We start from the raw sequence: 14,606 nt of genomic DNA on the forward strand, positions 1-14,606 counted from the left end.
AACTTATAATGGAGACAAATTTTTATTTATCTTTTGTCTTGTAATTTTAGGTTAAGAATGTTGATATGAATGTTAGATCTAGTGTTGGATTTGCTCTTTTTTCTTTAGTAGGAAGAAAGTGGTCGGCTTGATTTTTCTCTAAATATTGGCAACCATAAGTCTTTTTGTTGTATTAGGAATGCAAAAATTGATAAGGATTGTAAAGTAATAATTTTTGTTAGGTGAAAGTTTTATGGTCATATGTCATCTGTTTATGGTTGATATTTCTTTTTATAAAATTGTTTTTTATTTAGGGATGTTTGTTTGTATTTTGTTAAATTACAAGTTCTTGTGTAAAAGCTTGTGGAATTTAAAGATTTGTTTATGGATGAATGATTATATCTTTAATTAATTAACTATTTTTTTGTTTTTTGTTATTTTATCTATGGTTTTAGTATGGGATTTGAGATTGTTGTTAAAAATTAAGTTTATATTAAAGATTTCTTAAATTGAATGGAGATCTTGAGTAATAATAATTCATAGATATATGAATTATACAGGGGGTTAAAATGGACAAAAGTAGTCATGTAAAGCCAAATTTTTTGGGACTTGTTCCTTTTCTTGTTTTTATTGTTATTTATGTGGGAACAGGGATAGTTTTGGAAATTCAAGGTGTAGAGATGGCTTTTTATCAGATGCCACCAGTAATTGCTATGTTATTAGCTGTGGTTGCAGCATTTATTTTATTTAAAGGTTCATTTGTAGATAAGTTAAATGAATTTATTGAAGGGTGTTCTCAAAATGATATTATATTCATATCTTTCATTTTTCTCATTTCAGGTGCTTTTTCTGCTGTTTGTAAAGAAATAGGTAGTGTTGAAACCGTAGCAAATATTGGTCTTAGTTATATACCCTCTAATTTGTTGGTGGCAGGAGTATTTTTAATATGTCTTTTTCTCTCTACTGCAACTGGTAGTTTTCTTGGTACTGTTGTAGCTATTACTCCAATTGGATTTGAAATAGCAGGGAAAAGTGGTATCCCACTACCAATGGTTGCAGGGGCTGTACTTGGGGGGGTGCTTTTGGTGATAGTATGTCTTTAATATCAGACACAACTATTATTGCAAGTCGTACGCAAGGAGTTAAAATTATAGATGTTTTTAGAAATGGTGCCTGTTTCACATTTCCAGCATCTATTTTAGCAACTATAGCATTTGCTTGTTTAGGTTCTTATGTTGGTGGTATTGGAGTTAATGTTGAGCTTGGTGAGATAAATTATTTTAAGGTAGTGCCGTATCTTTTTGTTGTAATTTTTGCATTCTTGGGATTTGATGTATTTTTAGTTTTATTTTTTGGAATATTAATTGCTGGTGGTATTGGTATTTTAAATGGTGATTTAAGTTTGCTTTTAATGTTACAAAGGATTAATTCGGGACTTTTGGATTTAAGTGAGATGCTTATTCTTGTTGTTTTTACAGGAGGGATTTCTTATATGACTATTAGTCATGGGGGTTTTGAGTGGCTTTTAACTAAATCAAAGTATTTGGCTAAATGTAGGAGGAGTGCCGAGTTTACGATTACTTTTTTAATAATAATGGTAACAGGTTTTCTTTCAAATAGTGGTCTTGCAATTTTAGTTAATGAAACTGTTACTAAAGGTATATCTGAGGCTAATTCTGTGTGTCCTAAGCGGTGTGCAGCATTGCTTTCAATTACTTCATGTGCTTTAATTGGTGCCCTTCCTTATGGTATGCACATGATAAGCGTGATGAATATTTCAAAAGGTGCCATATCACCGATTGACATCATGCCATTTTTGTTTTATCAAGTGTTATTGGGTATAATTATTATTTTGTCTATATCTTTTTTTGGATTAAAAAATCAGATTTTAAATTCTTCTAAAGCTTGTGAGTAATGAATAAAAGGCACCTTATAAGGTGCCCTGTTAAGATGACAAGTTTACATATATTCTCATTTGTTCTTCTTTGATCTTTTTGGGTACTGCTTTAAATACTTCATGTTTTGAAAAGTCTTTTGGAACAAATTTTTCATTTAAATATAAGTTAAGCTCAGGATTGGTTTTTGCGTCTTCTCGCAACTTTTTAAATACATTTTTATTTGGAGAGTTGTATTTTGTCTCGTCAAAGTTTGCATATGATGATTCATTTTCATAAAGAAAATTTATGAATTTGTAGGCAAGGTCTTTGTTAGGTGCATCTGATGGAATAACCATAACATCGATCCATAGATTTGTGCTTTGAGGTACATAAAAGTCCAAGTTTGGATCTTTAAGCATTGCATCTAGGGCTTCCCCGCTCCATGTTAGTTGAATCGATGCATCACCATTAAGCATTAGTGATTTTGCTGCAATATCTGAAAAATAGCCTATTACTAAAGGGGACTGTTTTTTGAGTAGTTCTTCAGCTTTTTTGATAATTGATATGTCATGTTCATTAAAGGAATAACCAAGCTTTTTAAGTGCAACACCAATATTTTCTTTTGGGGAGTCTAACATAGCTATTTCTTTTTTATATTTTTCGTTGAATAGTATATCAAATTCATTCATGTCTTTTATATCTACTTTGGTTTTATTATAAAGAATACCCATTATGCCCCAAAAGAGAGGTACTGAATAAAGATTACCCGAGTCGTGTTCTAACATGTGAAATTCATCTAACAAGTTGCTTCTTACATTTGGTAATTTTGAATGGTCTAGTTCTTCAATTTTTTTTGCACTTACTAATTCTCCAACCAAGTATTCTGATGGAACTATGATATCATAATAACCTTTTGTATTATTAAATTTGGCCATCATTTCTTCATTATTATTAAAGCATTCATAATTTATCTTGACATTATGTTCTTTTTCAAATTTAGATAGTAAATTTTCATCAATATATTCTGCCCAGTTAAGAATATTAAGAGTGTTTTTTTGCTTTCGAGAAGAACAGGCAATTATGATTAAAATAATTATTAACGTTAAAAATTTTTTCAACATTAAACCCCTTTTTATTAAATTTCTGTGTTCATTGTTAATTTTTTAATCCCTACGAATTTGTTGATGATAAATAATAGACTAAGTATTACAAAGAATAATATGGAAGATATGGCATTTATTATGGGTTTTATTCCCCTTTTAGCTAAAGAATTTATGAGTATTGATAAGTTATCAAAGCCTTGACTAGTTGTAAAAAATGATATTAAAAAGTCATCGACTGATAATGTGAATGCAATAAGACTTCCTGTTATCACACTTCCAATTATTTCTGGACATATTATGTTTTTAAAAATTTGAAGTTCTGATGCTCCAAGATCTCGAGCGGCATCAATAATGTTTTCTGGAAGAGAGTATAGTTTAGGTAAAATTATTATTACTACATAAGGCACTGAAAAAATTATGTGTGACATTAGCATTGTAGGAAAGCCCAGTTGTACTTTTATTAAAGAATAAAATGTCATTAAACTAATTCCTGTTACGATATCGGGATTGATTATTGGTATTTTATTTATTGATAGCAGGATGGTTTTTATTTTTTTATTTTTTGTTTTATAAATACTGTAAGCCCCTAAAACTCCAATTATAATGGAGATTAAGGATGATATTATTGCTACTAGTAAAGTATTATATATGACCGTTTTTATTTGTTTTGATATGAATACTTCTTTATACCATTTTAGGCTAAATCCTTGAAAGTAAAATCCATTATCGCCCGCATTAAAAGAATAAATTATTAAAATTATTATGGGAGCATAAACAAAACCAAATGTTAAAGATAAAAAAGTATTTTTTAGTATTTTAATCACATGAGTATCCTTATTTTAGGTTGTTTTATGTATTAATTTAAGTATTGTTAAATTAAATATTAATATTACTATCATTACAATAAATGAAATAGCAGCCCCTGTGTTCCAATCTTCTACGAACAAGAACTGTTTTTCAATTAAATTACCGATTAAAATTTGTTTAATCCACCTAATAAATCTGAAATGATAAATACAGTGATTGAAGGGATGAATACCAATATTATACCTGTTGCAAGATATGATAATGTTAATGGCAGTTTTATGTATAATAATATTTGCCACATTCTTGCACCAAGGTCTTTTGCTGCCTCAATATATTCATATTTTATTTTGGAGAGTCCTATATATATTGATAAGACCATAAATGGCAGAAAATTATATACCATGCCAATTATTACAGCCCTTTCATTGTAAAGTAATTCTATTGTGTTAAGTCCCATTGCTTCAAGTAAACTATTAATAATTCCATTTTTTCCTAATATTTTGATCCAAGCATAGGTTCTAAGTAGAGTATTGATCCACATAGGGAGTATAATCATTATTATAAGCATATTTTGAATACTTTTTTTTGACATGGATATGAACCATGCTGTGGGGTATCCAATTAATATACAAAAAATGGTTGTAATTAATGCAAAATTTATACTTCTTGAGAAAATTTTTAAGTAACTTGGTTCTAGTAATCTTATAAAGTTTGCAATTGTGAATTCATTGTGTTCATTTAAGAAACCCAAAGCCATTATTATGACTAATGGAAAGATAATGAAAATTGATAAAAATAAAGCATATAGTGCTAGAATTACTCTATTCATATTGGCCTTCTTTACACATTACATGAATATCATCAGGCCCTAATGATATATCAACTTCTTTACCAACTTTTGTCAATTTTGTGCTTTGAACTAACCAACTAGATTTTTGAATCTCTAGTGTCATTTCGTAGTGTACGCCTTGAAATATTGCTGAAGTAACTACACCACTTAAGTGTCCTTCTCCTTTTGGCATTATTTTTACATCTTCTGGTCGTATTACAAGGTCAACAGATTCTTTATTTTTGAATCCCTTGTCAAGACATTGAAAATCTTTTCCAAACATGTTCACTACGAATTCTTTTTCGTATGTCCCTTCAAAAATATTACTCTCCCCAATAAAACTAGCTACAAACTTTGTTTTAGGCTCATTATAAATCTCCTCAGGTGTTCCAACTTGAAGTATTACACCTTCATTCATTACTACTATCCTATCACTCATTGTTAGTGCTTCTTCTTGATCATGTGTGACGTAGATAAATGTTATTCCAAGCTTTCTTTGTATTTTTTTAAGCTCTCTTTGCATTTCTTGTCGCATTTTGAGATCAAGGGCTGAGAGGGGTTCATCTAATAGTAATAGTTTGGGTTCCATAATGATTGATCTTGCAATAGCTACTCTTTGTTTTTGGCCACCTGATAGTTCATTGATGCGTCTGTAGGCGTATTTTTGCATGCCAATTAGGGAAAGGACGCTTTTTACTTTTTCTTTTATTAAATTTTTGTTTATCTTTTTCATCCTAAGTCCAAATGAAATATTGTCAAAAACATTCATATGTGGGAATAGAGCATAGTTTTGAAATACAGTATTAATTTCTCTTTTATTAGGCGTGATTTTTGCGATTTCTTTTGATAGAAAATAAATTTTTCCTTCTGTTTGATTTAAAAAACCGCCTATTATTCTTATTAATGTTGTTTTGCCGCATCCTGATGGACCAAGTAGAGTAATAAATTCATTTTTATTAATTTTTAAATTAATTTTATCTAGAGTTTTATTATCACTATCAGTGTAATAATGACTTAAGTCTTTAATCTCTAGGATATAATTATTCAACTAATGGGACCCTCCTTTTTATATATCTCTATTTTTAAGATATATGACATCAAATTATACTTTATATTAATGCTTATGTAAATGGTTTTATTTGTTGTTATTATGACGTTTTACGTCAAGTATAATTTTCCCAAAGTTTCCTTCTCTATATTCTTTTATTAATATTTTTGATGCTAGTTCAATATCTATTTTATGTTTTTTATTTATAAATCCCCTTGTTGTTGCAAATTTTTCTAAGATTTCAAGTGAATCTGTGGATGATATATTATATTTATTTAGTAATTTGGTTTTATTGTTTATATGCATTTTTCTTAGTAGGTATAGTGCAAGTTCTGTGTTATCTATTATTTCATTTTTGATCATATCTAGTATTGCGAGTTTTTTTGCAGTTTCTTGATCTTCCAGGTTGTGCCATAAAATTCCTGGCATGTCAAAGATATTAATGTCTTCGGTTATCTTTACTATTTGTACATTCTTTGTATGTCCTGGTTTATTTGCAACACTTGTGCTTTTTCTTTCTACCAGTAGATTAATTATTGATGATTTTCCAACGTTTGGTACTCCTATTACTAACACTTTTATTTTTTCTCTATAAGTTTTAATTTTTTTGACATTGGCTGTTTTTTTTATTTTATCTATTATTTGTCTTCTCATTCCTTTTTTATATATGTTTGTTATTAATACATTATTTCCAAGTGTTTCAAAATATGATTTCCATTTTAAAATTTCTCCTTCTTGTGAAAGGTCTGATTTATTTAAAAGTATTATTTTGTCTTTATTTGAGTCTTTAATTATTTTAGCAGTTAGTGGATTTTGACTACTAAGAGGTGCTCTAGCATCAAGTATTTCTAATACAATATTTGTTTTCTTAATATTTTCTTTGATTAAGTCTAGGGCTTTTTTCATATGCCCAGGGAACCAATTGATTTTATTTGACATTGTTAAATTATAGCTTAATTTAAATCAGAGATAAAATTTGTTTTTTTGTTGTTTTTTGTATACATAAGTTTATGATAAATTGTATCCTTTAAAGAAATGGTATAGGTTGTAATTTGAGATTAGTTATCGATTAATTGATAGGAGGAGGTTTTGGTATTATTGGAAAAATTAAAAAGGGGTTAATTGTGTCATGCCAAGCACTTGAAGGCGAACCATTATATAGTAGTTTTATTATGTCTAAGATGGCCTTAGCAGCAAAGATGGGAGGGGCTGTTGGAATTAGAGCTAATAGTATTGTCGATATTAGTAAAATAAAATCAGAAGTTGATTTGCCTATAATAGGTATAATCAAAAGAGTTTATAACAATTCACCTGTTTTTATTACACCCACCATTAAAGAAGTAGATGAACTTTGTAATGAAGGGGTTGATGTGATTGCTCTTGATGCTACTCTTAGAGAGCGTCCTGATGGGCTTTCGCTTTCTGAATTTTTTGCTCAGATTAAAGTAAAATACCCTAATCAACTTTTGATGGCCGATATTGCATCTTTAGAAGAAGCTGTTAATGCAGATAGACTTGGATTTGATTTTATTGGTACGACTTTACATGGGTATACTGGAGATACAGAAGGGTGTGATATTGCAGATAATGATTTTGCCTTCTTGAAAAGTTTACTTAAGTGTAATTTGAAATCCGAATTAATAGTTGAGGGAAGGATTGATACACCTCTTAAAGCTAAGCGAAGCTTTGAATTGGGAATCTCTTTAGTTGTTGTAGGCGGGGCTATTACACGTCCTATGGAAATTACAAAAAGTTTTGTTGATAAGATAAATGAGGTTAAAGAAAATTGAAAATGTTTATTGTCTTAAAATAGACATATAGGAGGGTTTTATGGGGAAATTTTTTGAGAATGCTCAAAAATTTGGGCGTTCTTTTATGTTGCCTATTGCTATTCTTCCTGCAGCAGGATTATTTTTAGGTATTGGAGGTGCTCTCTCTAATCCAGCAACTATTAGCGCGTACTCTTTTTTAGATGTGTTTTTTTTCAGTCGATATTTAATGTAATGCGTACCGCAGGTGCTATTATCTTTGCTAATTTGCCACCGATATTTGCAATTGGAGTTGCTGTTGGACTTGCAAAATCAGATAAAGGAACAGCAGGTCTTTCTGCTTTTATTGGATATCTTGTTTTAAATTCTACTATTGGTATTTTAGTTGATATGTTTGGAAAAGTGGAGGATTCTGTCAACTGGAGCTGTTGGATTTATACTTGGAATTAGAACTTTAGAAACAGGTGTTTTTGGTGGCATTATTGTTGGGATTTTGACTTATTGCCTGCATAATAAGTTTAACAAAGTTGAATTTCCAAGAGTGCTTGGATTTTTTTCAGGATCTAGGTTTATACCAATAATAGTTTCTTTTTCAAACATCCTTCTTGCTGTGTTAATGTTTATGTTTTGGCCATTCATGCAATCTGGAATTAGCAAAGTAGGTGCACTAGTAGACGCAACAGGATATGTTGGTACGCTTATTTATGGGATCTTTTTAAGAATGTTAGGGCCTTTTGGATTGCATCATATATTTTATTTGCCTTTTTGGACGACTGGTCTTGGTGGTTCTGAAATTATTAATGGTAAATTAGTTGAAGGTACACAAAACATCTTTTTTGCTGAACTTGCTTCACATGATACTGATAAATTTTTTATCGGAACTAGCCGTTTTATGAGTGGAAGATTTATTACTATGATGTTTGGACTGCCAGGTTCTGCACTTGCACTTTATCGTGTTGCCAAGCCTGAGCAAAGGTCAAAAGTTTTTGGACTTTTATTTTCAGCAGCTTTAACTTCCTTTTTAACGGGAATTACAGAGCCACTTGAATTTTCTTTTCTTTTTGTAGCACCAGTTCTCTATGTGATTCACGCAATATTTGATGGTTGTGCATTTATGGTTGCACACATTTTAAAAATTACAATAGGACAAACTTTCTCTGGGGGATTTATTGATTTTATTCTTTTTGGTGTTTTGCAGGGAAATTCAAGAACAAATTGGATTTTAGTTCCAATAGTGGGTGTTTTTTGGTTCGCTCTATACTACTTTAGTTTTATATTCTTAATATCTAAGTTTGACTATAAAACTCCCGGGAGAGAAGATATTTTTGATGTGCAAGATGTTCCTCTTGATGTAAATGGTAAAAGAGATAATGTTGCTTTTCAAGTAATTATGGGTCTTGGGGGTATTGATAATATTGTTGAATTTGATTGTTGTGCTACAAGACTTAGAGTAACTGTTAAGGATTCTTTAAAAATTGTAAAAACTATTTTAGAAAGCACAGGGTCTAAGGGAATCATCATTAAGGATAATGGTGTTCAGGTTATTTATGGACCTAGTGTTAGTGTCCTTAAAAATGAAATTGAAGAGATTATTGGTAATTAATGTTTAAATTATAATAAAGCGAGTAACTATTCAATTACTTGCTTTATAATTGTTTAATAAAAGCAACAGCATACTTTGTTAGGTAAGATGTATTTTGCGCACTTCTGTAGCTATGATTCCCGACAGGAACATGAGAGTAAAAGCCTTCAACAAGAACCATTGGTATTATTTTTTTATATCCGCCATATTCATTTATGAATTTGTTTATTTGAGATGAGTCTACTGTAGGGTCGTTTGGCGAGTAAGTTATTACTAGGGGAGTTCTGAGTTTACTAAAGTTGTTATCGTTAATTAATTTAACAAGACCCATCATTGCAATGATGGAATCAACTTGTCTGATTGGTGAGTGGAATGGTTTAATCTCTTCGTGTTCTATTTTTTTAGTTTGTATTTCCTTAAGTTCATTATATCCACCTGTTATAAGGTAAGCAAATTGACGTCCCCAAGGGTAGTAAATTATGTTGGTTCTTTTGTCTTTAGGAGAGATATTAGGTGATATTAATACAGCTGAATGTATTTTATCTGAGTAGTTTTTTAATGCCCAAATAGCGCAAGCTCCCCCATTTGAAGTACCAATGAGTATTAATTTTTCTCCTATTGCTTGCCCAATTTGAATGGCTTCATCTATGTCTTTGAGCCAGTCTTGAGTTTTAACATTTTTAAATGCATCTTTATTGTTAATTCCATGTCCTTTAAGCCTTGTAAGGAAGAGATTTGCATTTAATGTTTTGGCGATATTATGTGGAACAGGGTAAATTTCATTCTTAGATGCTCCAAAACCATGAATATATACTACTGAGTATTCTGTTTTTTGGGATCCGAATTCCATATGATTTCTTTTTTTGTATTTGCTTCTAGGTTAAACTTAGATTCTTCAATTAGGAGATATTGATCGATTTCTGTAAGTTTGCTAGGAACTTTAACTTTTTCAAATTCATTCCTAAATTTTATTCTTGGTCCTACTATGACTAATAGGAGTAAGAATATAAATATAAAAATAACATTTTTTATGTTCATATATCTTTTTCCTTTTGATAATTTTCGTATTTAAATTTAAATATTTTTATATTCAACATTGAATTATTCACTTTGAGATTCTTGATAACAATTATTACATGAACCTGAGTAAATAATTTCAATGGATTTTGTTTTCCATTCTTCGCCAAGTTTGTCTTTCAGAATATCTTTAATGTCATCAAGCTGAATAGGATATACTTGATTGCATTTGTTGCATTTAAAGTGAGCTATTGTAGAAGTCAAACTTAAGTAAAATCTTGTTTCTTTCTGATTGGTTGTTTTAATATCTTTAAGAATATTACGTTCTTTTAAGATGTTTAATGTATTGTATACTGTTGCTTTTGACAGGCTTGGTATTTCTTTTATTAGTTTATTGTAAATCTCTTTTGCTGTAAAATACTCTCTTGGATTGGAAGCAATATGTAGAATTATTCTATTTCTTGAATGTGAGGCTTTCATTCCCAACTCGGTTGTTAGTGATTTTAGCAAGATAGGGTCATTAGTAATTCCGACTTTTTCTAAAGTAGAATGTACCTCTATTGTATTGTTGTCCATATATCATACCCTTTATTATTTAAGATTAAGTACTTTAATGTCCTTATAAAAATAATTTTATAACGGTTTATTGATATTTTGCTACTGATAGCTATTTATTTTCATTTTTTTTTATATTTGGGTAAAAAAGTAGAGTTTTTATTTTTGAATTTATTTTTATTTTATTATCAAAATTATTATTAATTGGTAATAAGAGCAAATTTAAACTCAAAGAATAATTTTCTAAATTTTCAGTCTTTACTGTATTATATGAGCCCCCTATATTCAAAATGAACCATTTCTTAAATCCTCTTTTTTCAATTTTATAATTAAGAGTGTATATAATATGTTTTTCAATATTTAAGAAACTTATGAAGAAATTACTATTTTGATCGTTTCCTTTGCATATTAAAAATTCTGTGCCATTGATATATCCTTTTGTATCTTTTTTCGTTTCAATGATCTTTTCATAATTATCAGAGTCATTATATCTTGCAATAACTTTTAAATTGACCCCTTTTTCAATTTCAAAAATAGGTATTTCTAAGCTTGAGTATTCAGATACATAATTTATGTTATTTGCCTTTGAGTTTTTGTTGTTGCAAGATATAACAGAAGGCCATACTATTTTCATTGATATAAAGAAACTGGCAAGACTTTCGTCTAGGAAGAAATCAATAATTGATTTTTCTTTTGCATTGAAATTTAAATATTGTCTAATGCCCACAATTTTTTCATTTGAGAATGAAAATGAACTTTCAATAATAGGTTCTATAATTCTTGCCTTTTTTGATAGGACTTTAATGTAAGTCCTGCATGAGTCTAAGAATTCAATATTTCTTTCTTTATATTTGATTTTATTTAACTTGCCCTCTTGAAACTTTACATGGTACTTTTCATGAGATAATGTAAAATTACCTTCCATGTTATATTCAAGATTTTTACTTGTAATAGGCTCTAAATTAGTTGGTTGACATTCGATATTTTTATTAATTAAGAATTCTTTTAAAAAAGTTTCATTTATTTGATATTCTTTTAATCTCTTGTTCTGAAATTGTAGTATTAATTCTTGTTCTTTTAATGAATTGAATTCTGGAAGCTCCAATAGTTCTGTTGTTATTTTTTTGCCGTCTAGATTTTGTATTTTCATACTATAAAAGTTTGCATCTAGTGTTTTTAAAGCGAGTAAAAAGTTCTTTAGTTCTTGGTTGTTATATTCATGTTTGATTTCATAAAAGTAAAGAAGTGTATCCATATTTTGGTTTTGTGTTTCAGGTTCTTGGACTTCTGATAAGAATTGACAGTTGTTTTTATAAAAAATTAAGTATTTTTTATTGTTTTTTGCAATTCTTATTCCTTCGATATAGTTAAAATTAAGTCTTTTGTATAGTTCAAGTACTCTCTTTCTTAGTTTTTCCATGTTATATATGTAAAACATATGAGGATTATTTTTAAATAAATCTTTGTATCCGCTCTTAAATGGGTTTTTTAAAGCCCAATATAGATCTACATGGATTTCATCATGTAACATGTATTCATGAGGACTTCCGCTGTATGTGCTTGGAATGTAAATATCCCCATTATCTGTAAGTCTTTTAAAAAACCATTCATTTAATTCTAGATTTGATTTTAAAATTTCAAAAAAATATGTTGGAAATGTCCAATGTATCTTATAATTTAAATTTTTATTTTCAATTAAATATTTACTATTTGATAAAATGGAATATAATTTATTCTCAGCAAATGCTGTTATTGAAATTATAATAATGTAACTTTTTGAGTTTCTAAATTTTCTAAACATCATATGAAGTCTTTACCTAAGTATATATTAAATATATATGAAATTAGTATAGATGGTATTGATTTTCCAGGAAATTGCTAAAAATAGATTGTTTGATTTTTATGTGATTTTGACATGATTACTTGATTAATGGCTAAAAAAAAATTATATTTTTATAGTGATATGTATGAAGTTCATGCTAACTTTATAATGCGCTATTTAGTTTAACTTTAATTTTTATGCTTAAAAGGAGTAAAATTTATGGCTAAGGACATATATTTTAATGAAGATGCTAGGAAAAGTTTGCTCAGCGGCATTGAAAAATTATCAAATGCTGTAAAGGTAACTCTTGGTCCTAAGGGGAGAAATGTCTTAATTGATAAAAAATTCGGTTCTCCTACTGTTACAAAAGATGGAGTAAGTGTTGCTCGTGAAATTGAACTTGAAAATACGTTCGAAAATATGGGTGCACAATTATTAAAAGAAGTTGCGATTAAAACAAATGATTTGGCTGGAGATGGCACTACTACAGCTACTGTACTTGCGTATGCAATTGCAAGAGAAGGTCTTAAAAATGTCTCTTCTGGTATTAATCCAATTGGAATAAAGAAGGGAATAGATCGTGCTGTATCTTTGGCTGCTGAGAAAATACGCAAATCTGCCAAGAAAATTACTACCAAAGAAGAAATTGCACAGGTAGCATCTATTTCTGCAAACAATGATACTTCAATAGGTGAAAAAATTGCTGAGGCAATGGACAAAGTTGGAAAAGATGGAGTTATTACTGTTGAAGAATCAAAAACTTTTGATACTACAATTTCTTATGTTGAGGGAATGCAATTTGATAGGGGTTATTTATCACCTTATTTCTCTACAAATAAAGAAAACATGAGTGTAAGTTTTGATGATGCTCATATCTTAATATGTGAAAAAAAGATTAGCACAATTAAAGAACTTTTGCCAGTGCTTGAAAAAGTTTTAAATACAAATAAACCTTTGTTAATTATTGCTGAGGATATTGAGGGAGATGCACTTGCTGCACTTGTTTTAAATAGTGTACGCGGAGCTTTGAAAGTTTGTGCTATTAAAGCACCTGGATTTGGTGATAGGCGTAAGGCAATGCTTGAAGATATTGCAATACTTACTGGAGGAGTGCTTGTTAGTGAAGAATTAGGGCTTACTCTTGAAAATGTGGAGCTTGAACAACTTGGGCATGCTAAATCAGTAAAAGTTGATAAAGATAATACTACAATTATTAGTACTGGGAATAAAGAGCAAATAAAAGAACGAGCAGAACTTATAAAAAAACAAATTGAGGATACAAGTTCTGAGTATGATAAAGAAAAGCTACAAGAGCGTCTTGCAAAACTTGTTGGTGGGGTTGCTGTTATTAACGTTGGTGCTGTTACTGAAGTTGAACTTAAAGAAAAGAAACATAGAGTTGAGGATGCTTTATCTGCAACCCGTGCTGCCGTTGAGGAAGGTGTTGTTCCTGGTGGTGGATCCACTCTTATTGAAGTTGCGATGTATCTTGATACAGTTGATGTAAGTAAACTTAGCTATGAAGAGAAGCAAGGTTTTGAGATTGTGAAGAGAAGTCTTGAAGAACCAATGAGACAAATAATCTCTAATGCTGGATTTGAGAGTTCTATTTATATTCATCAGATTAAAACTGAGAAGAAGGGACTTGGTTTTGATGCAGCTAGTTTTCAGTGGGTAAATATGATTGAGAGCGGTATAATCGACCCTGCCAAGGTTACAAGAAGTGCTCTTCAAAATGCAGCTTCAATTGCAGGATTGCTTTTAACAACAGAATGTGCTATTACTGAAGTTAAAGAAGAAAAGAGCAATGTTGGTGGCGGCGGTTACCCTATGGATCCTGGAATGGGAATGATGTAGGCAAAATTGACCTACATATTCTCTTTATTAGGATTTGTATTGTGGTAAGGAGTTGCATTTGAGTGAAAATGAGTTTGTTTTTTGTATAGGTTATGATGGCTCTAGAGCAATAATAGATAAAGAGCTTTTAAGTCAGCATAAAGGCAAAAGTGTAGAAGAACTTTTTGAGCTTGGATTTTATAGGAGTGCTTTTAGTAAGGCTCTTTACAGGAGAGATAGTAGGCTTATTGAATATTTAATTAACAGTTATAATAGAATTAGCAAGTCTAATTATAGCAAAAAAGAGGAGCTTGAGCTCCTCTTTGGAGTAGTCTACCCAGATGATATTGATAATATAAAAGTTACTTATGTTTAAAAGTTA

At 29.9% G+C, this 14,606-nt stretch carries 9 protein-coding genes and 4 pseudogenes; 5 read left to right on the forward strand and 8 right to left on the reverse strand.

Annotated elements, in window-relative coordinates:
• Positions 1–548 precede the first annotated feature (548 nt).
• A pseudogene (locus ACWUD1_RS03295) lies at positions 549–1,894 on the forward strand (Na+/H+ antiporter NhaC family protein).
• Between the two features lie 30 nt (positions 1,895–1,924).
• On the opposite strand, the gene ACWUD1_RS03300 reads toward ACWUD1_RS03295, so the two are convergent.
• From ACWUD1_RS03300 to ylqF, 5 genes and pseudogenes are all read right to left on the reverse strand, one after another.
• Positions 1,925–2,974 carry an ABC transporter substrate-binding protein gene (locus tag ACWUD1_RS03300; protein WP_472756402.1) on the reverse strand — a complete coding sequence of 350 codons (1,050 nt, stop codon included), beginning with the start codon at positions 2,972–2,974 and terminating at the stop codon, positions 1,925–1,927.
• A gap of 17 nt (positions 2,975–2,991) precedes the next feature.
• On the reverse strand, positions 2,992–3,783 hold the full coding sequence (locus ACWUD1_RS03305) for an ABC transporter permease (RefSeq protein ID WP_472756403.1): 792 nt from the start codon (positions 3,781–3,783) through the stop codon (positions 2,992–2,994).
• Positions 3,784–3,798: 15 nt separating this feature from the next.
• Positions 3,799–4,595, reverse strand: a pseudogene (locus ACWUD1_RS03310) (ABC transporter permease).
• The gene (locus ACWUD1_RS03315; protein WP_472756404.1) at positions 4,588–5,643 is read right to left on the reverse strand and encodes an ABC transporter ATP-binding protein; all 1,056 of its coding nucleotides are present in this window, start codon (positions 5,641–5,643) and stop codon (positions 4,588–4,590) included. Before ACWUD1_RS03315 ends, ACWUD1_RS03310 begins: the two are co-directional and overlap by 8 nt.
• A gap of 87 nt (positions 5,644–5,730) precedes the next feature.
• Entirely contained in the window at positions 5,731–6,582 is an 852-nt protein-coding gene (gene ylqF / locus ACWUD1_RS03320; protein ID WP_472756405.1) for a ribosome biogenesis GTPase YlqF, read from the reverse strand.
• A gap of 155 nt (positions 6,583–6,737) precedes the next feature.
• On the opposite strand from ylqF, the gene ACWUD1_RS03325 reads away from it, so the two are divergent.
• Positions 6,738–7,433: an N-acetylmannosamine-6-phosphate 2-epimerase gene (locus tag ACWUD1_RS03325; RefSeq protein ID WP_472756926.1), complete on the forward strand. Its 696-nt coding sequence runs from the start codon at positions 6,738–6,740 to the stop codon at positions 7,431–7,433.
• Between the two features lie 40 nt (positions 7,434–7,473).
• Positions 7,474–9,015: pseudogene (locus tag ACWUD1_RS03330) on the forward strand (PTS transporter subunit EIIC).
• Between the two features lie 43 nt (positions 9,016–9,058).
• On the opposite strand, the pseudogene ACWUD1_RS03335 reads toward ACWUD1_RS03330, so the two are convergent.
• The 3 genes and pseudogenes from ACWUD1_RS03335 to ACWUD1_RS03345 form a co-directional block, all read right to left on the reverse strand.
• A pseudogene (locus ACWUD1_RS03335) lies at positions 9,059–10,032 on the reverse strand (alpha/beta hydrolase).
• Positions 10,033–10,095: 63 nt separating this feature from the next.
• Positions 10,096–10,587 (reverse strand): transcriptional repressor, encoded by a 492-nt coding sequence (locus ACWUD1_RS03340; protein ID WP_472756406.1) that lies wholly within the window; start codon positions 10,585–10,587, stop codon positions 10,096–10,098.
• A 91-nt stretch (positions 10,588–10,678) separates the two neighbouring features.
• Entirely contained in the window at positions 10,679–12,367 is a 1,689-nt protein-coding gene (locus ACWUD1_RS03345; RefSeq protein ID WP_472756407.1) for a histidine kinase, read from the reverse strand.
• 240 nt (positions 12,368–12,607) lie between these two features.
• Between ACWUD1_RS03345 and groL the strand changes: the two genes are divergently transcribed.
• Both groL and ACWUD1_RS03355 read left to right on the forward strand, forming a co-directional pair.
• Entirely contained in the window at positions 12,608–14,245 is a 1,638-nt protein-coding gene (gene groL, locus ACWUD1_RS03350) for a chaperonin GroEL (protein WP_472756408.1), read from the forward strand.
• A 58-nt stretch (positions 14,246–14,303) separates the two neighbouring features.
• A complete protein-coding gene (locus tag ACWUD1_RS03355; RefSeq protein ID WP_472756409.1) occupies positions 14,304–14,600 on the forward strand; it encodes a hypothetical protein in 297 nt (98 codons plus the stop codon).
• Positions 14,601–14,606 lie beyond the last annotated feature (6 nt).

The sequence above is a fragment of the Borrelia tillae genome (assembly GCF_055693965.1).

Bases quoted from the DNA above. Each gene is read 5' to 3' on its own strand.
- ylqF (WP_472756405.1), bottom strand. From the start codon at position 6,582: ATGTCAAATAAAATCAATTGGTTCCCTGGGCATATGAAAAAAGCCCTA.
- ACWUD1_RS03340 (WP_472756406.1), bottom strand. From the start codon at position 10,587: ATGGACAACAATACAATAGAGGTACATTCTACTTTAGAAAAAGTCGGA.
- ACWUD1_RS03345 (WP_472756407.1), bottom strand. From the start codon at position 12,367: ATGTTTAGAAAATTTAGAAACTCAAAAAGTTACATTATTATAATTTCA.
- groL (WP_472756408.1), top strand. From the start codon at position 12,608: ATGGCTAAGGACATATATTTTAATGAAGATGCTAGGAAAAGTTTGCTC.